Annotated in this window: 20 protein-coding genes; 11 read left to right on the forward strand and 9 right to left on the reverse strand. The window is 48.1% G+C overall.

Translation table 11 applies throughout. The annotated features are described in order from the left end of the window. Positions 1-4: 4 nt before the first annotated feature. A complete protein-coding gene (locus AC1DYT_RS23210) occupies positions 5-709 on the reverse strand; it encodes an SDR family oxidoreductase (RefSeq protein WP_477471888.1) in 705 nt (234 codons plus the stop codon). Positions 710-939: 230 nt separating this feature from the next. On the opposite strand from AC1DYT_RS23210, the gene AC1DYT_RS23215 reads away from it, so the two are divergent. The 5 genes from AC1DYT_RS23215 (at position 940) to AC1DYT_RS23235 (ending at position 5,774) form a co-directional block, all read left to right on the forward strand. After that, entirely contained in the window at positions 940-1,671 is a 732-nt protein-coding gene (locus tag AC1DYT_RS23215; protein WP_477471889.1) for an MlaE family ABC transporter permease, read from the forward strand. Then, positions 1,668-2,420, forward strand: coding sequence for an ABC transporter ATP-binding protein (locus AC1DYT_RS23220; RefSeq protein ID WP_477471890.1), 753 nt, complete (start codon positions 1,668-1,670; stop codon positions 2,418-2,420). Before AC1DYT_RS23215 ends, AC1DYT_RS23220 begins: the two co-directional genes overlap by 4 nt. Positions 2,421-2,614: 194 nt before the next feature. Then, positions 2,615-3,502: a class I SAM-dependent methyltransferase gene (locus tag AC1DYT_RS23225; protein WP_477471891.1), complete on the forward strand. Its 888-nt coding sequence runs from the start codon at positions 2,615-2,617 to the stop codon at positions 3,500-3,502. A gap of 99 nt (positions 3,503-3,601) precedes the next feature. Beyond that, positions 3,602-4,663: a hypothetical protein gene (locus AC1DYT_RS23230; protein WP_477471892.1), complete on the forward strand. Its 1,062-nt coding sequence runs from the start codon at positions 3,602-3,604 to the stop codon at positions 4,661-4,663. A gap of 112 nt (positions 4,664-4,775) precedes the next feature. Continuing rightward, a complete protein-coding gene (locus AC1DYT_RS23235) occupies positions 4,776-5,774 on the forward strand; it encodes a Gfo/Idh/MocA family protein (RefSeq protein ID WP_477471893.1) in 999 nt (332 codons plus the stop codon). Between the two features lie 208 nt (positions 5,775-5,982). Here AC1DYT_RS23235 and lepB read toward each other — a convergent pair whose 3' ends face one another. Genes lepB through AC1DYT_RS23260 form a run of 5 tightly spaced genes read right to left on the reverse strand, consistent with a single transcriptional unit; the run spans position 5,983 to position 10,667 of the window. Then, positions 5,983-7,449, reverse strand: a complete 1,467-nt coding sequence (gene lepB / locus AC1DYT_RS23240) for a signal peptidase I (protein WP_477471894.1) — start codon at positions 7,447-7,449, stop codon at positions 5,983-5,985. 11 nt (positions 7,450-7,460) lie between these two features. Then, positions 7,461-8,210 (reverse strand): 4-hydroxy-tetrahydrodipicolinate reductase, encoded by a 750-nt coding sequence (dapB, locus tag AC1DYT_RS23245; RefSeq protein ID WP_477457190.1) that lies wholly within the window; start codon positions 8,208-8,210, stop codon positions 7,461-7,463. Positions 8,211-8,232: 22 nt separating this feature from the next. Beyond that, positions 8,233-8,934 (reverse strand): DUF5683 domain-containing protein, encoded by a 702-nt coding sequence (locus tag AC1DYT_RS23250; RefSeq protein ID WP_477471895.1) that lies wholly within the window; start codon positions 8,932-8,934, stop codon positions 8,233-8,235. Positions 8,935-8,937: 3 nt separating this feature from the next. Then, on the reverse strand, positions 8,938-9,858 hold the full coding sequence (locus AC1DYT_RS23255) for a ParB/RepB/Spo0J family partition protein (RefSeq protein ID WP_477457192.1): 921 nt from the start codon (positions 9,856-9,858) through the stop codon (positions 8,938-8,940). Between the two features lie 5 nt (positions 9,859-9,863). Continuing rightward, on the reverse strand, positions 9,864-10,667 hold the full coding sequence (locus AC1DYT_RS23260) for a ParA family protein (protein ID WP_477457193.1): 804 nt from the start codon (positions 10,665-10,667) through the stop codon (positions 9,864-9,866). Between the two features lie 344 nt (positions 10,668-11,011). Here AC1DYT_RS23260 and AC1DYT_RS23265 point away from each other — a divergent pair, with 344 nt between their 5' ends. From AC1DYT_RS23265 to AC1DYT_RS23275, 3 genes are all read left to right on the forward strand, one after another. Then, entirely contained in the window at positions 11,012-11,533 is a 522-nt protein-coding gene (locus tag AC1DYT_RS23265; protein ID WP_477471896.1) for an NADPH-dependent FMN reductase, read from the forward strand. A 237-nt stretch (positions 11,534-11,770) separates the two neighbouring features. Further along, the gene (locus tag AC1DYT_RS23270) at positions 11,771-13,027 is read left to right on the forward strand and encodes a hypothetical protein (RefSeq protein ID WP_477471897.1); all 1,257 of its coding nucleotides are present in this window, start codon (positions 11,771-11,773) and stop codon (positions 13,025-13,027) included. A gap of 34 nt (positions 13,028-13,061) precedes the next feature. Further along, entirely contained in the window at positions 13,062-14,339 is a 1,278-nt protein-coding gene (locus tag AC1DYT_RS23275; protein ID WP_477471898.1) for a hypothetical protein, read from the forward strand. Here the strand turns inward: AC1DYT_RS23275 and AC1DYT_RS23280 are convergent, their stop codons facing one another. Then, positions 14,340-16,220, reverse strand: coding sequence for a gliding motility-associated C-terminal domain-containing protein (locus AC1DYT_RS23280; RefSeq protein WP_477471899.1), 1,881 nt, complete (start codon positions 16,218-16,220; stop codon positions 14,340-14,342). Between the two features lie 230 nt (positions 16,221-16,450). Between AC1DYT_RS23280 and AC1DYT_RS23285 the strand changes: the two genes are divergently transcribed. From AC1DYT_RS23285 to AC1DYT_RS23295, 3 genes are all read left to right on the forward strand, one after another. Beyond that, complete coding sequence (locus AC1DYT_RS23285) at positions 16,451-17,767, forward strand: PQQ-dependent sugar dehydrogenase (protein ID WP_477471900.1); 1,317 nt, start codon at positions 16,451-16,453, stop codon at positions 17,765-17,767. Between the two features lie 247 nt (positions 17,768-18,014). Continuing rightward, positions 18,015-20,084, forward strand: coding sequence for a TonB-dependent receptor (locus tag AC1DYT_RS23290; RefSeq protein ID WP_477471901.1), 2,070 nt, complete (start codon positions 18,015-18,017; stop codon positions 20,082-20,084). 845 nt (positions 20,085-20,929) lie between these two features. Beyond that, the gene (locus AC1DYT_RS23295; protein WP_477471902.1) at positions 20,930-21,991 is read left to right on the forward strand and encodes a DUF2157 domain-containing protein; all 1,062 of its coding nucleotides are present in this window, start codon (positions 20,930-20,932) and stop codon (positions 21,989-21,991) included. Positions 21,992-22,169: 178 nt separating this feature from the next. Here AC1DYT_RS23295 and AC1DYT_RS23300 read toward each other — a convergent pair whose 3' ends face one another. Next, complete coding sequence (locus AC1DYT_RS23300) at positions 22,170-22,565, reverse strand: hypothetical protein (protein WP_477471903.1); 396 nt, start codon at positions 22,563-22,565, stop codon at positions 22,170-22,172. Between the two features lie 10 nt (positions 22,566-22,575). Then, entirely contained in the window at positions 22,576-23,202 is a 627-nt protein-coding gene (locus tag AC1DYT_RS23305; RefSeq protein ID WP_477471904.1) for a LysE family translocator, read from the reverse strand. Positions 23,203-23,330: the final 128 nt, after the last annotated feature.

A 23,330-nucleotide genomic window follows, 5' to 3' on the forward strand; every position in this document is an offset into this window, starting at 1 on the left:
ATAATCAGATCTGTCCAAATTTTGGTGTAACAATCATCTCATCTACGTTGGCCCCGGCACTCATGTTGTAAATAGTAACGATGGCTTCTGCTATATCTTCCGGCATTACCATCTTGTTTTTATCAACCGTCATCCCCGCCCACGAATCTGTTAATGTTGAGCCGGGAATTATTGCTGTTACTTTTACTCCGTGTGGCTGCATTTCGAGTTTCATTACCTTATTAAGACCTAGTAACGCATACTTTGTTACGCTATACACCCCCGCCTCAGCAATGGGGTTTATAGCTGCAATGGAGCATATATTGAATATATGCCCTTTACCGACAGAAACCATGCTTTTACCGAAGAAACGGTACAGTTCGTAGGCCGGCATCAGGTTGGTATCTATCTGTTTTTGAAAGGAATCGTCGCTATCATCAAGTATAAAACTGTGCTTGTACATACCCACATTATTCACCAAAATGTCGACGAAACCCATGTTTTTCTCGGTGAATTCGGCAAATTTTTTGATGTCATCGCCTTTGCTCACGTCGGCAACCAGGGTATGCACAGTAATTTGGGGTGCTATCTGCAGTATCTCGGCCTTAAAATCTAATAATTCCTGCTCTTTGCGCGAACAAATTGACAGGTTTATCCCTTGTTTAGCGAAAGCTATGGCTACGGCACGGCCCATGCCTTTTGTTGCCCCGGTTATTAATGCGTTTTTCATGTATGGATGTTATATTGTCTACTTAAGCGGTTTAGAAGCCTCACCTAAATCCTCTCCAAAGAAGAGGACTTAAAGCCCCTCTCTCTTGGAGAGGGGTTTGGGCTGAGGCTTCAAATGTGTTATGTTTTCGGCAATAGCCGTGTAATATTCTTATTAAAAGTAACTCAATTATAACGGGCCGTAAAGCTTAAAATTAAAAAATGTATTTTTAACCACATTTTGCATTTACCATGTTTTATAGTTTAGGAAAATATATACTGCTGCTGCGCCTCAGTTTTAAGCGGCCCGAAAAGTTCAGCGTGTACTGGGCCGAAGTGCTGCGCGAGATGGTGTCGGTTGGTATCGGTTCGCTGGGTATCATCAGCATGATTTCTTTATTTATTGGCGCGGCTACTACCATACAGGTAGCTTTTCAGCTATCCAACCCTTTGGTGCCGTTGAGCACCGCCGGCAAAATAGCGCGCGATTCTACCATCCTGGAATTCAGCCCAACCATTTCGGCACTGGTTTTGGCCGGCCGCGTGGGCAGCAGCATCGCATCGCAAATTGGCACCATGCGCGTTACCGAGCAGATAGACGCGCTGGAGATTATGGGCGTAAACGCGCCTGGCTACCTTATAGCACCAAAGATAATCGCCTGCGTTACCATGGTACCTATGCTGGTTATTATTTCCATCGTATTGGGTATGACCGGCGGCTGGATTGCCTGCCTTTTTGGCGGCGACGTAACCCCCGCGGACTACATCATGGGTTTGCGCGATGGCTTTTTGCCCCTCACCATTCAGGTGGCGCTGGTTAAGGCCTGTGCATTTGGCTTCATCATCGCATCAATTTGTGCCTACCAGGGTTTTTACACCTCGGGCGGCGCGCTGGAGGTGGGCCAATCGGCCACGCGGGGCGTTGTGTTCAGTTGCGTAATGATATTATTTGCCGATTTGGTGATCACCCGTTTAATGCTATGATCGAGATAAAAGACATCTACAAAACCTTCGGCGATAACGACGTACTTAGAGGCATCAGCGCCACCTTTAAAACCGGCAAGAACAACCTCATCATAGGCGGCTCCGGCTCGGGTAAAACCACCCTGCTTAAGTGCATCGTGGGTTTGCACGAACCTACCAAAGGCGACGTTTTTTTTGAGGAAGATAATTTCACCGATATGGATTTTACCCAGCGCGTACCCATCCGCACCCAGATAGGTATGCTGTTCCAGAACTCGGCCCTGTTCGATTCTATGACGGTGGAGCAGAACATCATGTTCCCGCTGAACCTTTTCACCAAGCAATCGCATGCTGAAAAACTGGATCGCGCCAACTTTTGCCTCGAAAGGGTGAACCTTAAAGATAAAAATAAGCTGTACCCTGCAGAGCTATCGGGCGGGATGAAGAAGCGTGTGGGTATTGCCCGTGCCTTATCTATGCAGCCAAAATATTTGTTTGTAGATGAGCCCAACTCCGGCCTCGACCCAAAAACTTCCATCGTTATAGATGACCTGATAAACGACCTGACGGAAGAGTACAACATGACCACCATCATCGTAACGCACGATATGAATTCGGTAATGGGGATAGGCGACCATATCATCTTTTTGCACGAGGGCCAAAAATGGTGGGAAGGCAGCAACAAAGAGATTGCCCATACCGATAATAAAGAACTAAACGAATTCGTTTTCGCCAGCAAATTTATGCAGGCAGCGAAGGAGAAGCTGTAAAGGAGTCCGAAAGTCCGGAAGAAGGTGCTGTAGAAGAGCCGGAAAGTCCGCAGTCGGAAAGTCCGAAAGAAGCTACTATCTTTGCGGCAATTGAAATCGTCCGGATTTATGCGGACTTTCGGGCTAAAAAATAATCTTCCGGACTTTCCGACTTTCGGACTTCCGGACTTTACTGACTTTCGGACTAAATAAAAATGATCCAACTCCTTACACCAACCCACTGGAAAGATTACGAGCTGATTGATTGCGGCGACTTTGAAAAACTGGAACGGTTTGGCAATATCGTACTCATACGCCCCGAGCCGCAAGCCGTTTGGAGCAAAACCCTCAGTGCCGATCAATGGCAAAAGATACACCATATCAAATTCAAGGGCCGATCTGCCACCGCGGGCGACTGGGTAAAGAAAGACCCTAAAACACCCGACCGCTGGCACATCGAATATAAAAACAATGATGTTGCCATCAAATTCCGCCTGGCGCTTACCTCGTTCAAGCATCTGGGCATTTTCCCCGAGCAGGCTGTAAACTGGGATTATATCTCTGATAATATCAAGCGGTTCAAAACACCCACGCCTAAAGTACTTAACCTGTTCGCCTACACGGGCGGTGCATCGCTTATAGCCAAGGCAGCCGGTGCCGATACCACCCACGTAGATTCGATAAAACAAGTAGTTACCTGGGCCAACGAAAACCAGGAACTATCGGGCATCAAAGATATCCGCTGGATGGTAGAGGATGCGCTTAAATTTGTTAAGCGCGAAGTGAAGCGCGGCAAAACCTATAACGGTATCATACTAGATCCACCGGCATATGGCAACGGCCCCAACGGCGAGAAATGGAAGCTGGAAGATAACATCAACGAAATGATGAGCGATGTGATACAACTGCTGGATCCGGAGGAGCATTTCCTTATCCTCAACACTTATTCGCTTGGATTTTCGTCGGTAATCATCGAGAATCTCATCAAAAATGCCTTCCCCAAGGTAGCTAATTTAGAGATAGGCGAGCTTTACCTGCAGGCCACCGCGGGCCCCAAATTGCCGCTGGGCGTATTTGGGAAATTTTATAAAAATATGGCCTGATAGCCTGCCGATTCTATATCTTTACACGAATTATATTTATCTAAATATTAAAAAAATAGCCCCCGCTAAGCTACGTAACGTACAAACATTACTATATCTATGAAATTAAGAAAACTGTTTATCCCTGCCTTGTTCGTGTTGTGCACGGCTGTATTCTTCACTAACTGCACCTCGGGCGGCGGCGGAAAGGCACCTGGTAAAAAAGGCGATACCACGGCAAAAACACCTGCGGATAGCCCCGACACGCTAAGCGTGGTAAAATCGAGCTACCCGCCAACAGATAAAGTATTGTACGATTCGTTGCTGAAGTTCAACGCCCACGGCGATACCAGCGGCCGCTGGCCGGTTAAAAACCAGCCTACCCCACTTGGCGGCGCCATTTTGCCATTTAAGCGCGTGGTGGCCTATTACGGCAACCTGTACTCCAAAAAAATGGGGATACTGGGCGAATTGCCACCTAAAGAAATGCTTGCTAAACTAAAAGGCGAGGTGAAAGCCTGGGAAAAAGCCGATCCTAAAACTCCTGTACAGCCCGCATTGCATTACATAGCCGTTGTGGCCCAGGGCGCCGCCGGAAAAGACGGAAAGTACCGTTACCGCATGCCGTTTAAACAGATAGACAGCGTTTTAGCCATGGCAAAAACGGCGCACGCGATTGTTTTCCTTGATGTGCAGGTGTCTTTAAGCACTATACAGCAGGAGTTGCCATTATTTGAGCCATACCTTAAGATGCCACAGGTACACTTTGGCATGGACCCTGAATTTTCGATGAAAGACGGCAGCAAGCCCGGCAAAAAAATAGGCACTTACGATGCTGCTGATATAAACTATGTATCTGATTACCTGGCTAAAATTGTTAAGAAAAATGGCCTGCCGCCAAAAATTTTGGTAGTACACCGTTTCACCAAAAAAATGGTAACCAATTACAAAAACATCAAATTGCGCCCCGAGGTACAGGTAGTAATGGATATGGATGGCTGGGGCGAACCCGACCTGAAAACCGGTACCTACCGCTACTTTATCGATCGTGAGCCGGTGCAGTTCACCGGCTTTAAATTGTTCTACAAAAACGATATCAAGAAAGCGCCTCACCACATGCTTACACCAGAGGAAGTATTGTCGAGATATAAACCGCAACCTATTTACATCCAGTACCAGTAAATAGTTGGTGAATAGAGAATGGTGAGTAGTGAATGGTTGTAATACCATTGCTACTCACCATTTTTATTTTATGGAATTAGCGAATTATTTAAAATAGGCTTTATTTAGCACTATGCTTAACCCTTCACCACTCTCTACTCACCAATCAACCATCAAATGGGGTATCATTGGTTGCGGGCGCATTGCGCACCGTTTTATGCAGGGGCTTAGTTCGCTGCCGGATAATGTGCTGGCGGCTTCTTGGTCGCGCAGGGCGGAGACGGTGGATGCCTTTGCGGCCCAATACGGCGGCACGGCTTGCAGCAGCATTGAGGAATTGCTGGCAAGTGATATTGACGCGGTTTACATCGCTACCCTCCCCAACAGCCATGCCGAATACTGCATCAAAGCCTTAAATGCCGGCAAACCCGTGCTTTGCGAAAAACCCGCCACCCTTAACCTGCCCGAATTGGATGAAGTGCTTGCCGTAGCGCGCGAAAAGAAGCTGCTGTTTATGGAAGGTATGAAACCGCCCTTCTTCCCGCTGTACCGTAAACTGATAGAATACGTAGCACAGGACCCCATAGGCCGGGTGGCTTATGTGCGTGCAGGCTCCTCCGTGGCAGATATAGATCGCAACCACCCCAACTTTAGCTACGAACTGGCCGGTGGCAGCCTGATGGGCATAGCCATTTACGAGGCTTACCTAGCCATTGCCTGGCTGGGCGAGGCCAGGGAAATACAGGCGATGGGATATATAGATGATACCCGGATAGATATGTTCAGCATATTCCAAAGCAGGCACGAGCATGGTTATGCGCAGGTGTACTGCGGGTTCGATCTGCATGGTAAGGGCGATGCCCTTATCTGCGGCACCCTGGGCCATATCACCATCCACAAAAACTGGTGGAACCCCGCCAAAGCCACCATAAACTACCTCGACGGCCGCATTGTGGTGCTTGATGAGCCCTTTACCGATGGCGGCCTCAACTACGAAATAGCACACTTTGCAGAGCTGCTACGCGCAGGCGAGATGGAAAGCCCCATTATACCTTATGAAATGTCGCGCGGGATGATTGGGATGATAGATGAAGCAAGAAAACAGGTGGGGTTGAAGTTTTTGGGGGAGTAGTAAGCCAACCCTACCCGTCATACCTAACCACCGCGTCATTGCGAGCGATAGCGCGGCAACCCTCGGCAAGCAAAGGCACTTTGCAAGTCCGGCTTGCATAGCCTCTCTGCTTACCGGACCTTCCACCCGATGATTGCCGCGCTATCGCTCGCAAGGACGAGGTGGCTAAAAAAAGAAATCCGGTTCGTTGAACCGGATTTCTTTTTTATTATTCAATCCCCCTAAACAGCCTGCTCCAGCGGATTTTGCCGAGGAAGGAGGCGTTATCGTCCCAACTCATCCAGATGAACAGGGCCTTACCCACGATGTGGTCCTCGGGTACGAAACCCCAGAAACGCGAATCGGCAGAATCGTGGCGGTTATCGCCCATCATCCAGTAGTAATTCATCTTGAAGGTGTAGGTGGTGGTTTTTTGACCGTTTATCTTTATCTCGCCGTTTTGTATCTCTAGCTTGTTGCCTTCGTAAACTTCAATGGCGCGGCCGTAAACCGGCAAGGTGAGGCTATCCAGCTTTACGGTCCATCCTTTTTTGGGGATGATAATAGGGCCAAAGTTATCTACGTTCCAGTTAAAATCTTTGTCGCCCGGGTGCAGCTTGTATTGCGGCGTAGCAGCCGGAAACACCGGGTTAGATGGATCGGCGGCACCGGGTTGTTTGATGTTTGCCGTGATAGACTTGATGTTAGAAAAAGCCCGTACCTTATCGGCAGATGCCCTGGTCATGGTTGGGCCGGCACCGTTATCGTATTGGGTTATCTTCAGGTCGTCGGTTATTTCGGGGTTAAGGTCGGTACCGTTATTTACAATAGTGTAATCGGTTTGCTCGCCCGGCGGGTTAGGCATGGCTTTGCCGTTTACGTACACCTGCGCATGCAGCAGGGCAATGGTATCGCCGGGGGCACCCTGGCAGCGTTTAATGTAGTTCTCGCGTTTATCCACCGGGCGGTTAAATGGCGCATCGGCTTCCATCGGGTAGTTGAATACCACCACGTCGCCTTTCTTTACTTCGCCAAGGCCGGGTAGGCGATAATAAGGCAGTTTAAGACCGTCCCAATAGGCTTTTGTACCCAGCAGCGGCATGGTATGGTGCGCAAAAGGGAACGCTACGGGCGTCATGGGCGTACGTGCGCCATAGTTAACCTTACTCACGAACAGGAAATCGCCCACCAGCAGCGAACGCTCCATAGAAGGCGTAGGGATAGTATAGGCCTCAATGAATAGCGTGCGAATAAGTGTAGCTGCAACCACCGCAAAGATGATAGCTTCCGTCCACTCGCGGCCCGATGATTTGGCAAGTTTCTTTTGGTATTTTTCTTTAAATCCGGCGGTAGCAGACGGCCCTAAATATTGGGTTTCTTTATCAAAACCCCACATCGGCAATAATACAAACCCAATAAGGACCAAGCCGAGGATATCGCGAAGCCTGAATTTTCCATAGGATTTAATAAAATCAATCTCTATACCTATAGCTACTAGAATGTTGATCCCAGGTATAAACAGCAAAAACCACCACCAAACAGGCCTGCCGCTTAGTTCTATCATGATGTACGCATTATAAAATGGGACGATGGCCTTCCATGCGGGCACCCCCGCTTTCTCAAATAATTTCCAAAGGCCTATGTATGGCAATACAACAAGCAAAAAGAATACAACTAAAAAAAATACGATGTTCACTTATGATGGCGTTAAACGTTAAAATTAAACATATCCTCTACCGAGTAAAAACCTTGCTTATCCTGCACCCATTCGGCGGCTAAAACGGCACCCAGGGCAAAACCGTTGCGGTTGTGTGCGGTGTGCTTAAATTCGATGGTGTCTACTTCCGAGTCGTAAATTACGGTGTGGGTGCCGGGTACGCTATCTATGCGGTGGCTTTCTATCAGTAGCTGATCGGCAGCTACCGCGCTTTCCTCGGGCGTTGGGCCGCCTGTGAGGATATTTACCCATTCTTTTTTGGCATCCAGGTTATCCAGGATGCCTTCGGCGATGGTTATGGCCGTTCCGCTGGGCGAATCGAGCTTCTGCATGTGGTGTATCTCCTCTACCTGTACATCGTAGTAAGGGTAGTTGTTCATCAGTTTGGCCAGCAGCTTATTTACATGGAAAAAGATATTCACGCCAACGCTAAAGTTGGTGCCATACAGCACTGTGCCCTCGGTGTCCTCGCATTTTTGCTGTACCGAAGCCAGCATATTGTGCCAGCCGGTGGTGCCTACTACTACAGGCACGCCCGCTTCGAGGCAGGTATTTATATTATCCAGAACCGTGCCCGGCGTGCTGAACTCTATGGCCACATCGGCCTGTTGCAGGTTCTCTACGGTAAGTTCGTGCTGGTTGTCTTTATCTATTTTCAGTACGATCTGGTGTTGGCGGCTCAGGGCTATGCTCTCGATAATCTTGCCCATTTTACCGTACCCTAATAATGCGATTTTCATCCTGATATCTTATTGCGGCTTACTATTTAAGCGTAAAGGTAATTTTTATACCCGGAATATACGCACCATTAAAATTTGATGCATAAACAGGCTGATTGATGAAGCCGGGTGTAACCCGCATGGATAGGTTGTTATCTACCGTATAAGAGCTGATGAACTTGGCATCGATGTAGGCATCTATAGCCTGTACGCCCCAAACGGCCAGCACACCCAGTATGCTTATATCGCGGTTGCGCAGGTAATTGTCAGATGCATCGACAAGGGTTTGGTAATCGTAGCGGCTATACTGTTCATATTCCGCCTTGTATTTAACATATAGCGGGTATAGGGAGCTGCCTACCGCAGGTATTTGGCCCGCCCCCACTTTGGTCAGTTTGGCCAGGGCCAAAAATTGCTTAAAATACTGTTGGTTGTAAATTACGGCTGCGCCCAAAAGGCCAAGGCCGCCGTATATCAGCGGCACTTTCCAGTACTTTTTATTATATACCTGCCCCCAACCGGGTACGAAGAGCGATCGCTTTACTGCCAGGCTGGGTATATGGGTACTATCGGGATGGTAAATTTTCTCCTTTTTTATTTTAGGCGCGAAGGTGCTATGCACAACGGTATCGCGCTTAATAACTTTAACGGTATCCTTTGCCCTAACAAGCGTATCGGCAGTTTGCGCCCGGCACACGCCCGCAATGATCAGGAAAAGCAAGATAACGAAACTTTGTTTAAGCATAATTTACCAGTCCAGCATTTCCAGTATGCGCCCCAGGTCGTCTTCTGATAGGAACGGGATTTCTATTGATCCATTGCCCTGGGTATTAACTTTTAGCTTAACCCTGGTGCTGAACTTAGAAGCCAATTCATCCTGTATCTTTTGCATCTGGAAAGGCAGCGGTTCGGGCTGCTTGCCCTCGCGCTTATTGGGTGCCTGCTGTATATCGCGCGCCATCTCTTCGGCACGGCGAACGGATAGGCCCTGCTTTACGATCTGCTGGTGTATAAAGAGTTGCGTGGTGGCATCGTCAACGGCCAATAAGGCTTTGGCGTGGCCCATGCTTATCTCGCCATCGCGCAGGGATATTTGTATGGTTGGCGGCAATTTGAGCAAGCGCAGGTAGTTGGTTACCGTGCTGCGGTTTTTGCTTACGCGGTCGCCCAGTTCTTCTTGTTTCAGTTTAAGCTCATCTATCATCCGCTGAAAGCTCAGGGCCACCTCAATGGCGTTCAGGTCTTCGCGCTGTATATTTTCTATCAGTGCCATTTCCAGCATCTGCTGGTCGTTGGCGCTGCGGATGTAGGCAGGTATCTGTGTAAGCCCGGCCAGTTTACTGGCGCGCAGCCTGCGTTCGCCCGATATCAACTGGTAGCTATGCGCGTTGATGCGCCTAACGGTGATGGGCTGTATAAGGCCTTGCAGCTTGATAGATGCGCTCAGGTCGGCAAGGGCCTGGTCGTCGAATTCGGTACGGGGCTGAAAGGGGTTTACCTCAATCTCGCTTATCTTCACTTCGCCTATGTTGCCCAGGCTTTGCGTTTCTGATACGGGCCCGCCGGGCGTTGTTTGCCTGCCGGTGACCGTGCCTGTGTTTACGCTCGGCGAATCGTTCAATAGCGCGCTTAGGCCCTTACCCAGGGCGTTTCTTTTCTCTACACTCATAGGGCTTATGCGGTTTGGGTAGTAGCCAGTTCTTCGTCTTTCACCAGGCCATTTTTGCGTATGATCTCGCGGGCCAGGTTAAGGTAATTTACTGCGCCTTTGCAATTAGCATCGTGCATAATTACCGATACCCCGAAGCTCGGCGCTTCGCTCAGGCGGGTATTACGCTGTATGATGGTTTCGAAAACCATATCCTCAAAGTGCGTCTTTACCTCATCAACCACCTGGTTTGATAAGCGCAGGCGCACATCGTACATGGTCAGCAAAATACCTTCTATCTGCAGGGCGGTGTTCAGGCGCGTTTGTACAATTTTGATAGTGTTGAGCAATTTGCCCAAACCCTCCAATGCAAAGTACTCGCACTGTACGGGTATAATAACAGAATCGGCAGCGGTAAGGGCGTTAATGGTGATCAAACCTAACGATGGCGAGCAATCTATAATGATAAAATCGTATTCGTTGCGGATGCTCTCCAATACCGCTTTCATCTTAAACTCGCGGTTGGTGAGGTTTATCATCTCTATCTCGGCACCCACCAGATCGATATGCGCCGGCAGCAGATCGAGGTTGGGGGTATCTGTTTTCTGGATAGCCTCGTGCGGGTCGATATCATTGATGATACACTCGTAGATGCTGTTTTTGATATTACGCGGATCGAAACCTATACCTGATGTGGAATTGGCCTGCGGATCGGCATCGAGCAGCAAGGTTTTGTAATCAAGCACTGCTAAACTCGCTGCCAGGTTTATGGATGACGTTGTTTTACCAACGCCGCCTTTCTGATTGGCCAAAGCTATTATCTTACCCATTATATATATCCAAAATTAATTAAGCGGTTTATTTGAACGTAAAAACACAGCGGAAATTTTTTCGTTTGCCCTGTTTTTTATCCGCGATAAAGATACGCATTAAAACAATTCAGAATTCCACAGCATTTGTCAACTTACAAACAAATTAGGGGTCGTTTAGCTGTTTATTGCCCAATTGCATGGGCTATTTGTTGATTTAGTGATTTATAGAGCGTTACTTTGCGGCTCATCGATAGATGAGTTATTTAGTGCTTTTGGCTAACCGCGAAGCCACGATATTTCATGATGTACAATAATACTGTTACACGCTAAATCACACATTAAAAAATTCATTAAAAAGCCAGATGATCACCATCATATCGGGCACCAACCGCCCCAATAGCTCTACTTACAAGCTTTCGCTTTACTACCAAAAGCGGCTGGCCGAAAAAGGCGTGCAGGCCAACCTGCTGCCACTTACCGATTTACCTGCAACCCTCATCGACACAGATCTTTACGGCAAACGCAGCGAGGCGTTTGCGAAGATACAGCAGCAGATTACCGCTACCGATAAGTTCCTCTTCGTGATACCTGAGTACAACGGTAGTTTCCCCGGCGTGCTTAAAGTATTTATAGATGCCTGCGATTTCCCGGCGAGTTTTTATGAGAAAAAAGCTGCGTTGGTGGGGCTATCCTCGGGCAAGTACGGCAACATCCGCGGCGTGGATCATTTTACGGGCATTTGCAATTACATCCACCTGCATGTAATGCCGCTGAAGATACATATCGCCGCCATCAAAACCGAATTTGATGCCGATGGCAACCTCTATTTACCCGATACCCTAAAGTTTACCGACGAGCAGATAGATAAGTTTATCAGGTTTTAAGGATTATTTCAGATTAGGGCTTTCGGGCTTGCTTGGCTTTGCTTTTTTTGTATCTTGAACGGCGCTAAACCTTAATCTGATAATGAAATATCTTTGCCTCCCTATCCTGCCTACGCTGCTTTTTCCGTGCTTGATTTTTGCCCGGAATTATAAAGAAGGGTATGTTGTTACCCCAAAGGGCGACACCCTGACCAAAAATAAACTAAATACTAACCAACAACCCTAATCCTTTTAATTATGAGAAAAATTTACTTATTAGGCTGCCTATGCCTGTTTTCCACGCTATGCTTTGCGCAAAGCAATTTTAAGCCTGGTTACGTTGTAACGCTGGCCGGCGATACAATAAAAGGCGAAGTGGACTACCAGGAATGGAGCAGCAACCCATCGGGCATCCGTTTTAAAACGCCGGGTAACAAAATCCAAAAGTTTACCACTACCGATGTCAAATACTTCAGCATAGATAAGCTGGATATGTACCAGCTTTACAAAGGGCCCATAAGCCGCGATGAAACCAATCCCAACCGGGTAGTTGGCGGCCGCGATACCAGCTTTACCCTACAGGAAGTATTTTTAAAAGTATTGCAAACCGGGAAAGTAGTAAACCTTTATGCCTACCAGGATGCTATAAAACTGCGCTATTTCTACAGCGACCCGGCTGCCGGTAACGCCGCGCACGAATTGGTTTACCGCATTTACACCAACGGGGGCACAGGAGGCATAAGCCAAAGCAACACCACTATTGAAGCCACCTATTTGCAGCAGCTTACAGCAGTTGCTTTAAAAGCAAACGCATTTGACGATAAGCTACAGAAAATGATGGAAGACGCCGAATACGCTCAGTCCTTTTTGCTTAAAGTGGCGACAACAATGAATGGCTACACCAAAGAGCAGGTAGCTTCAACACAGCCCAGCAGCAGCAATGATGCTTTCGATTTTTATGCGGGGGGCGGTATAAACATCACCACCACAAAATCTTTCGATCAGAGTAAAAATCCCGTAGGCTCGCCATATACCTCCGTTTTGCCCAGGGCTTTGTTTGGCTTTTATGCCTATGTTAACCCTAACACGCGCAGGCTGTTTTTTTCGGTAGAGTTATCAATAACAGATATTAAATATAAAGATCGCTATTCGGGGGCAAATTATAGTTTCGATCAATTGGCCGCTACTTTAACGCCATCCGTTTCTTACAACATCTACAATGGCGACAATTTTAAATTCTTTTTATCACTGGGCGTAGGCCTGAGCCATTATAGCATCTTCAACAAAAAATTCACTAAATATGATGGCTCGGCGTTACCGGAGACCCATCTGCCATTTTTCTTCAGCAGTTTCAATAACGCTATAACTTATAAAGCCGGGGCTTTAATAAGCAAACGGCTACAGGTGTATGTACAACATTTATACGGCAACCCCATTTCGCGCGATAGCTTTTATTTCATGAAGCAATCAAGCAACAACATTGGCGTAAACTACATTTTAGGAAAGCAAAAGTAACTAACCCAGCACCCAACCCTAAATCCTTTTAATTATGAGAAAAATTTACCTGCTATGCTGCCTATGCCTGTTTACTACGCTATGCTTCGCGCAAAGTAACCTTAAACACGGTTTTATTATTAACCTAAAAGGCGACACCGTAAGGGGCTTTATTGACTATCAGGAATGGGACAGCCCTCCCCGGAGCATCACCTTCCAGGGACCTGTAGGCGAGCCGAAAAAAATCTATCCAACAGAAGTAGCGTTTATCAATATTGACGGTCTCGAAGCTTTCCAAAGTTATACCGGTCGTGTCAGCAACGACCAAACTTTCGAAGATAGGGTAGCCTACGGCCGGGATACAAGCTACACCATTCAAACTATCTTTTTAAAACTATTACAAAAAGGCAAGGTAATTTCACTGTATTCTTACTCAGACGAAGTGAAACAACGCTATTTCTTCAGCACCCCTGCCGACAAAACAATTAAGGAATTAGTTTACAGGGTGTATTTTGATGATAACCGGGTTAACTCGGTAAAAGGGATTGGGCGTACTGTTAACGAAAACACCTATGCACAGCAACTAACTTCAGTAGCTTTAAATGCGGGTGTTTTGGATGATAAGCTGCAACGCTACTTAGACCAACTTTCTTATAACAAGCCCAGAATACTCGAAGTAACTACCAAAATGAATGGGCTTACCAAGGCCGACCTTGCCAAAAACGCCCCGGCAGCGAAACCTAACTTTGATATCTACGTGGGCGCCGGGCTAAGTATCATTTCAACTAAGCCCCATAACAAGTATGCGACCGCCGGGGGTAAACCTTATACATCGTATTTGCCTAAGGCTGTTATCGGCGTTAGCACCTATGCTAACCCCAACACCCGCAAACTTGTATTTTCTGCCGAATTGGCCGCCGGTTTAGGCAAATATCAATCTGTTTACGATAACAAAATTTACCCTTACATTGGTTTAAAATACGGCTTCGATCAACTTATTGTTTCTATCACCCCGCAAATCTCGTACAACCTATACAACGCAAACAGTTTTAAATTTTTTCTGGCCATTGGGTTCGATTTAAGCTTTTGCACTTACTTTAATAAAGTATATGCCGCACAGGACGGAAGCCCGGTGGATTTCGCACTCAATCCTTTTCAACTTGATCGCGTTGTAAACTCCGGTATTTTGAAAGTTGGGGTGCTTGCAAAAAACAGGATACAGCTATATGCAACTTACATTCAGGGCGGTTATATTTCGGAAGGAAATTACTTTAGCCTTACCCAAAATACTTATCAGTTTGGCGTAAACTACATTTTAGGAAAGCAGAAGTAACTACCGCAGCAACAACACCCAGCCCGATAGCAGCGGCGAGTCGTTCTTCAGGTCGATGATGTAGTAATACGTGCCGCCGGGGAGTAGCTTGCCATTGAGCGTACCGTTCCAGGGTTTAGCATATCCCGTATTAGCGTAAACCTGCTGCCCCGCCTTATTGAATATCTTGATGGTGCTTTGCGCGTAGGTTTCCAGCGCTTCGATATTCCAGATATCGTTGGTGCCATCGTTATTGGGCGAGAAGGTATTGGGTATAACGATTTTCTTATACACCCGCACAAACACCTGATCCTGCGCGGTAAAGCAGTTGTTAACCGATGTCACCGTCAGCGTATAGGTAATATCCTCCATTGGCGATGCAGTGGGCGTTGCCGAATGCGGGTCGTCCAAATAATCGGTGGGCGACCAGCTATAGCTCAACACCTCGCCCGTGCTGCTACCATCCAGTTTTACAGATTGCCCCTGGAACATCTTCTTATCCTTCCCCGCATCTACTGTGGGCCGGTCTATTACTTTTACGGTAACCTGCGCGGTATTGCTGCACCCGTTGGTGCCGGTAACGGTTACCGTGTAAACAGTAGTTGCATCGGGGCTGGCCACCGGGTTGGCCACATTGGCGTCAGACAAGCCGGTTGCAGGTGCCCAGCTATAGCTTGCCGCGCCGGGTGCGTTGGCAGTAATTATCGTACTTGCAGAGCGGCATATGGTTGCCGTTTGGCTCACGGCTATCACGGGTTTGGGTTTTACGGTAACATCGACAAAGCGAATGGTTTCGCAGCCCTGTGCCGAGGTTACAGTTACCTTATATTGCCCGGCATCGGCAGCCGTTATATTGGGTATTACCAAAGGGTTCTGGCTGGTGGCGGGCAGATTGGGGCCCGTCCAGCTGTACACTACGCCGCCGGTGGCCGTAATGCTAAGCACATCGCCCTCGCAAACTTCCGTGGGTGGTATGGCGGGCACTACGGGGTATTTGGTAACCGTTATGGTAACCGGGTTTGAATATACGCGGCAGTTCAATGATGATATATTGCTGCTTTCGGCAACGCCCTGGCGATACATATAATCGCCCACCTGGCTGCTTGGAAACGTTATATGCATAGACGAGCCCGTTTCGCCCACGATATCCACCCAGCCCCGGCCATCGTTAAAATTGCGCTGCCATTGGTAGGCGGGGTCGGTGTAGCCTTCGCCCGCCGTAGCGCTGATATCATAAACTGCAGGCTGGCCTTCACAAGCATTTTGCGTAGTAACCGATGCCGAGCCGGCAAAACCCGCCTGTACTATCGGCCCGCAGGCCCTAAAGGTGATATCGTCCAGCAATAAATCGTTGCCGCAGCCGCCGGGGGCATTGTTTACCATGCGCACCACTACATCGGTTACGCCCGCCGGGGTTGTAAAGAAAGTGCCTTTTTTTAGCCATTCGGGCGAATTGGTGGGCGGGATGTCGCCGGTATCATAGGTCTTCAGTATTTGCCCTGAAGTGGTTTCTATGGAGAAAGTAATATTTGGCCGAGACGACGCCCCACCGCAAGACGATGGCAGGATGAGGTTCAATACCCAGGCCGAAAACTCGTACGTTGTGTTCTGGCACAAAGCCCCCACGGGTGTACGCTGCTCAAAAAACTGCCCGGGGTTGTTTGATGCGTTGATAATCATCATATAACCATTGGCATTGCCCGTATGATCTTGCAGAACCGTATGCCAGCTATTGTTAAAACAGCCTGTGGTACCGCTCCCTATAGAGTAACTGCCATCGTTGGGGCAGGTATTGGTTGTGTAGTTATAAGTAGTAACCAGCGTGCCAAGCGGTGCGCCCGGCCCGTTGCCCGAGCCAAAATCCTGGTTGATTACGGCATCGCCCAAACTGCCTTTACACACCTGCGCACGCGCTTGCAAAAAACAGATAACACTAAGAAGAGGAATAAATATAAGTAGCTTTATTGGTCGCATTGGTGCACTGTTGTACAAACAGTTAATTCTCCAAAAATAAACTTTTTAAGATAGGATGCGTGTTTATTCTCAATATTGGCTAACATTAGCTCAAACATCAATCAACAAACCAAGGGAGCAGACTAAGGGATTAATTTATTTACCGGATAAGATATAAAATGAAAATCAAATTAATACCCGTTGCGCTATTGGCTATTGCTTTGTCAGCATGCTCGCAAAACAAAAAGGCCGACCTGAGCAAACAGGATACCCTGCAAACGCCCGATCGCCAAAAGGTAGCCCTCCCCGCTCCTTTCCAAACAAAATCGGTACAAAACTTTTGCAAGGTAATTGGCTGGCCAAAGGGCAAAACGCCCCTGGCCCCGGCGGGTTTTACGGTACGCCTTTTTGCCGATAGCCTGGCCAATCCGCGTAATATCTACATCGCGCCCAATGGCGATATTTTGGTATCTGAGGCCAATACCGAGTTGAAGGGCATCAAAAAACTGGGTGCAAAAATCATCGGTGCGGCGGCATCGCAAAACCTCAATAAAAGCGCCAACCGCATTACTTTGCTGCGCGATGCCAATGGCGACGGCATCCCCGAAACCAAAACTATTTTTTTAGATAAGCTGAACCAACCCTACGGCATGCTCATTATGGGCAATTCCTTTTACGTAGCCAATACCGATGGCATATGGCAATATCCCTATAAAGCCGGACAAACAAAAATAGATGGCCCCGGCAAAATGATACTGGCCCTACCCGCTGGTGGTTATAACAACCATTGGACGCGCAACCTGCTGGCCAATGGCACAGGCGCTAAGATATTCGTATCTGTGGGCTCGGGCACCAACATCGCCGAGCATGGCATGGAGAACGAACAGCGTCGCGCCAATATCCTGCTGATAAAACCCGATGGCAGCGGCGAAACCGTTTACGCCGCCGGCTTGCGCAACCCCGTGGGCATGGCCCTGCAGCCGGGCACAGGCACCCTATATACCGTAGTGAACGAGCGCGACGAACTGGGCGATGAACTGGTGCCCGATTACCTGAGCAGCGTAAAACAAGGCGGCTTTTACGGCTGGCCCTGGGCGTACTTCGGGCAGCACGAGGACCCGCGCCCCGAACCTAAACGGCCCGATATGGTGAAAAAGACCCTTACGCCCGATTTTGCCCTCGGCGCGCATACGGCATCCTTAGGCCTTACATTCTATAGCGGCGATAAGTTTCCCGCCAGGTACAAGGGCGGCGCTTTCATAGGTCAGCACGGCTCCTGGAACCGCTCTAAACTATCAGGTTATAAGGTAGCTTTCCTGCCTTTTGCCAACAATAAGCCCGGCGATAAGCTGGAAGACTTCCTGACCGGCTTTATAGCTGATAGCGTAAAACAGGAAGTTCACGGTCGCCCGGTTGCCGTAATGGTTGCCCGCGATGGTTCCCTGTTGGTGGCTGATGACAGCGGCAATAAAATATGGCGCGTGGCGGCAAAGTAAAACTTTTGTAAATGTTGCGCTTAGATGAGGCTGTATCAAAAATAAAAACCACTTTGGACAACAAATTAAAATTTGAGCAGGACATATCTTTGTGACCTTTGTGTAAAATCTTAGTGCTCTTTGTGGTTAATTTTTTTACCACAAAGCACGCAAAGGGAGAACCACGGAGAACACAAAGCCAAATTTATTTTGAATGGTTTTTATTGAACAGTTTTATGATAGAGCCTCATTTTTGTTTTGCATCGATATGAAGAAAATCTACCCTGCCGTAATCGTCTTTTCCCTCTTAGCTGGCCAGGCCCTCGCACAAACCAAACCAAAGCCCGATACCACCAGGCAATTGCAAACCGTTACCGTAAAAGCTTACCTGAGCGAGCAGCCCGTGCTGAATGTGCCTGCCTCGGTAAGCGTGTTAAGTGCAAAGCAGCTTAAACTACAGCCTGATAATTCCTTTGTTACCGCCCTCAATACTGTGCCGGGCGTAAGGGCCGAAGAACGTTCGCCGGGCAGTTACCGCCTATCTATCAGGGGCAGCCTGCTGCGTTCGCCATTCGGGGTGCGCGATGTAAAGGTTTATTTCGACGAGATACCCCTTACCGATGCAGGAGGCAATACGTACCTCAACACTATCGATATAGCCAACATCCGCCATATCGAGATACTGAAAGGCCCCGATGGCAGCCTTTTCGGCGCGAACAGCGGCGGCGTGGTGCTGCTTAACCCCGCAAACAAAACGGATAGCAGCTACCTTTCAGCAGGCATCAACGGCGGCTCATACGGCTTGTTCCATCAGAAAGTGTCCTTGCAGCAGGCAGGCAACAATTACCGTTTCAACCTCAATCAATCGTACCAGAACTACGATGGTTACCGCCAAAACAGCCGTATGCACCGCAGCTATCTGCAGGGCGGCTACGCCTGGCAATATGCCAAAAACAGCGAACTGCGCAGCACGATACTATTTTCCGACCTGGATTATCAAACGCCCGGCGGCCTCACCCTCGCCCAAATGCAGGCCGACCCGCGCTCGGCGAGGCTGGCCACCAAAACCCTCCCAAGCGCTATCGACCAAAAAATACGCATCAACACCAAAATACTTTTAGGCGGCATTACCAACGATGCCCTGCTGGCCCCGGGCATACGCAACGTGCTGGCCGTATTTGGCAACCATGTAGATTTTGCCAACCCCTTCATCACCAATTACGAGCAGCGCAACGAGGACACCTACGGCCTGCGCAGCTATTTTGAATTTGCAGGCAAAGCAAGCGCCGATTATAGCGGCAAGCTTAACCTTGGGCTGGAGTGGCAGCAAACCAACTCGCTCATCAGCAATTATGATAACAACAAGGGCGTAAAAGGCAACGTGCAGAAGATTGATAAGATAAACACCAACCAGCATTTCTTTTTTGCGCGCTACGCGGCCGATATATACAAACGCCTGCATGCTGAAGCTGCCCTCAGCCTTAACTATTACCACTATAAATTCAGGAACACGGCACCCTTGAACGAGGCTGATTTTACCGGTCGCGATTTTAGTCCGCAACTGATGCCGAGGCTGGCATTGAGCTACCAGGTTACCAACGATTTTATCTGGCGGGCATCGGTTAGTCGCGGTTACTCTACCCCTACCACGGCGGAGGTGCGCCCCACCAACAATATCATCAATACCGGTTTGCAGGCCCAGTTTGGCTGGAACTATGAGACGGGTTTCCGCCTGCGCAACCACGATGAAAGCCTGCTGCTGGATGCCTCGGTATTTTATTACCGTATCAATAACGCTATCGTGCGTCAGCTTAACCCCGACGAAACCGAGTACTACCTCAACGCCGGCGGCACCAAGCAACCGGGGGCCGAGCTGGCCTTTACCTGGTGGCTCATCCGCCAAAATAATGCGCGGTTCCTGCGCGGACTGCAGTTAAACACTTCGGCAAGCATCAGCCGTTTCAAATTCAGGGATTATAATGTGGCGGGCAACAATTACTCGGGCAATAAGCTAACGGGCGTACCGGGCGAGGTGCTGGTGTCGTCCTTGCAAGCCTTGTTCCCACAGGGCTTTTCGGTATTCGTGCAACATAACTATACCGCTAAAATACCGCTAACTGATGGTAACACCGTGTATGCGGGCAAGTACAACCTGCTGCAGGCCAAAGCATCGTGGCAGCACCCCATCGGCAAAACCCGGTTGGAAATTTACGCCGGTGCCGATAACCTGCTGAACGAAAAATACAGCCTCGGCAACGATTTAAACGCCATTGGCAACCGCTACTATAACCCATCCGCACCGAGGAGCTACTATGCGGGATTGGGGATTAGTTTATAGTGAGTAATCGGATTTTAATTTAGGCAATTTTTTCGCCCAATAAGGGCTAAAGCTTTGTAGCAAACCAGTCATCCCCAACATTGGGTGCCGTAGGTCAATGTCATTAAGTTAAGGCTAGACAAGCGTTTAGCCCCCTCTGAATCTCCCCCGGAAGGGGAGACTTTAGCTTCATCCGCCTTACTTTTTCAAGTCCTCCCTACCGGGGAGGATTATTTCATGAGGGCTTCGCCGTCTAGGTGGGGCTTAAAAGCAATGGTAGAACCGAATTGATTTTTCTTAACTTAATGATATTGGCCGTAGGTACCCAACCAAATGGGGTTCAACACCTAACGGCGTTGTTTTATTTTTTGTTATATTTTTCTACAAAGCTTAAACCTCTACGAGGTAGCTAACACTTAAACAATAGCATTGCCCATCGGGGAGGCTGTATTATAAATACATTTTAGGGATTTTACTCAAAATTAAATTTGGCTTTGTGCTCTTTGCGTTTCTCCCTTTGCGGACGGCATGTAGTTTAGCGCAAAGGGCGCAAAGCCTATTTTGATCAAATTTAGTTTTGTTGTTTAACGCTGGCTTTTATTTATGATACAGACTCGGAAATAATAACTGAAACAGGTGCGATATGAATCCCCCTCTTTTTTGCCCGCGAAAAGCGATAAAAAAGCGTGGATAAAATTCGGAAAACACGGAAAAAGGCGCATTTTTTTACGGCATTTTAGCAAATTTAAGTTGGTAAAAATGGCAAAAAACGACATGCAAGTTTCCCCTCCTTTAAAATATTAACCTACGCGCATTGGTATTAATCAGGATTAATTCCTGAAATTCGTGTCGGTTCAAATCATAATATGGCCAAACTCAACCTCGATAAGCAGGAAAGTGAATTCCTGGATAGCACCATCGCCCATTGGGAAAAGCACCATTTGGTAGATGCGGAGCAGGCCGCCAAACTGCGCGATTCCTACGATATAAAAGGCTTCGACTGGATGCGGCTGGCCAAATACTCGTTTTGGGTAGCGCTGCTGTGCGGCGCGGTAGCCGTGGGTTCGCTTATTGTGGATGATGCCGTTATCAACTGGCTGAAAAAGCTGTATGATACACCGGATATCGTCATCAGCATCCTATCGGCCGTTGCCGCCGTGGGTCTGTTCTATCTCGGCCGCCGGCGCGAAAAACTTTACCCCCAAACAGTATTCAGCAACGAGGCTATTATCTTCATGGGCGTATTCGCCACAGCCTGCTGCATTGCCTATTTGGGCAAAACATTTGATAACGGCTCGGGGCATTATTCGCTGCTGTTCCTGGTTTCGGTATTGGTGTATGGTTTTTTAGCCTGGCACATGAATTCGCGGCTCATATGGCTGTTCGCGCTGGTATCGCTCGGTAGCTGGTTTGGTACCGAAACCGGTTACCAAACCAATTGGGCGCTCTACTTCTTCGGCATGAACTACCCCCTGCGTTTCATCGTATTCGGATTGTTACTGGTTGCCGCCTGCCATATCCTCAAAAAGCAAAAATGGTTCGCGTTTTTTTGGGAACTTACTTATGTGGTGGGTATGCTGTACTTGTTTATGTCGCTTTGGCTGTTCAGCATATTCGGCAATTACGGCAGTTTAGATACCTGGTGGCGCATCAAGCAGCTCAACCTGTTTTACTGGGGCATCATTTCGGCGGTAGTGGCCGGGGGCTTTTTGCTGTACGGCTTAAAAAGCAAGGATGCCATAGCGCGGGAGTTTGGTATTACGTTCCTCATCATATTCCTGTACACCAAATACTTCGAATACTTTTGGGATGGCACCAATAAAACGCTGTTCTTTTCCATCCTGGCCCTATCCTTTTGGCTGGTTGGCCGCAAAGCGGAGAAGATTTGGAATGTGGGTAGAAAAACCGGCTCTGTGAAGGGGGAGTAGGTCCCTACTACTCCCAATAAAAAACCGCGTCATTGCGAGGCACGAAGCAATCTCTACGCAGGACAATCCACCTTGCAAGTTCGCTCTGCTTATTGGGAGATTGCTTCGTACCTCGCAATGACGATGTGGTAAAAACTCATCTTTGGGGGCGATTGCACAGCCGTTTGGGTGCGCGCAGTCAATCCCTGCGCAGGAAATACCGTATATGGTTCACGGTATCGCTGATGATTACAAGGCGGCTGATTTTATCCTTCTTTTCAGTTAAGGTGTAACTACCGTTTGGGATAAAGTCGCTTCCGGTTTTATTCAAAATTAAAAGCGATTTGCCTGTAATGTACCAACTAAAAGGATACTGGGGAGCCCCCAATCCCACTGCGGCGGAATGATCAGGGTTAAATAACCAGACGGTACAAACGTTTGCCATAAACGTGCCTTCATCACTTTCCGTTGCACACATAGTCCATTTGCCTAGCATTACGGATTCATTTTTATCAGATGCGCCCGGTTTGTCGCCGACCTTCTGCTTACACCCACAAATTGCCAATAACAACACTAAAAAAGCAGCGATTTTCATAGGATTTGGCTTAATAATGCTTAAAAAACACCAGATAAATCTGCTTAAAAACGTGATACAACGCAAAGCCGAAGAACAGTATGGCAATGCTGGTATCGATAATTTTGGTACTCAGTTCAAATTTACGTTGCAGAAAGCGGGCAAAGCGGGCGTATAAAAACAACGCGAGAAAAGACCCGACAGCTGAGCCGATGCTGAAGAACACCAGGTCTAGCGGTTTATCGTCTATCCATTCGTGGGTGATGAGGTAGGTGCCCGTCACCATCCAGAAGGGGATTTGCATGGGGTTTATAAAGCCCAACAGTATGCCGTATTTGATGCTGGCGTGCTGCGAGTAAGTGGTTTTGGGCGGCTTATTGCGGTTTGCCCAGGTAATGGCAGCCAGCGTGCCGAACAGCGCTGTCATTATCCAGTCGATAATGGTATCCAGCCGCACCTCTTCCGACAGCCATTTGGCGCCCAGCATCACCACGTAGGTAAAAATAAATTCCACGCAGGAGAAAGCAATGATAAACTTCATCGCCTCCTTAAGGCCCCGGTTTATGGTGATCTGTACCAGCGTAAGGTTGATATTGCCAGGCGGTATATAACCTATAAAGTTGGCTATAACCCCGGCAAGTAAGGTTAGGAATATCATTGGCGGTAAAGATAGTAATTATGCAAGCATTTGCAGTCGCAACGCTGATACCGAAAAATCCTGTGATAGCTTTAAACAAGTGTTCCAGCGCGGAGCAACCGCATTAATTTACCCGTTTTTATCAACTT

The sequence above is a fragment of the Mucilaginibacter sp. P1_D10 genome (assembly GCF_056406215.1).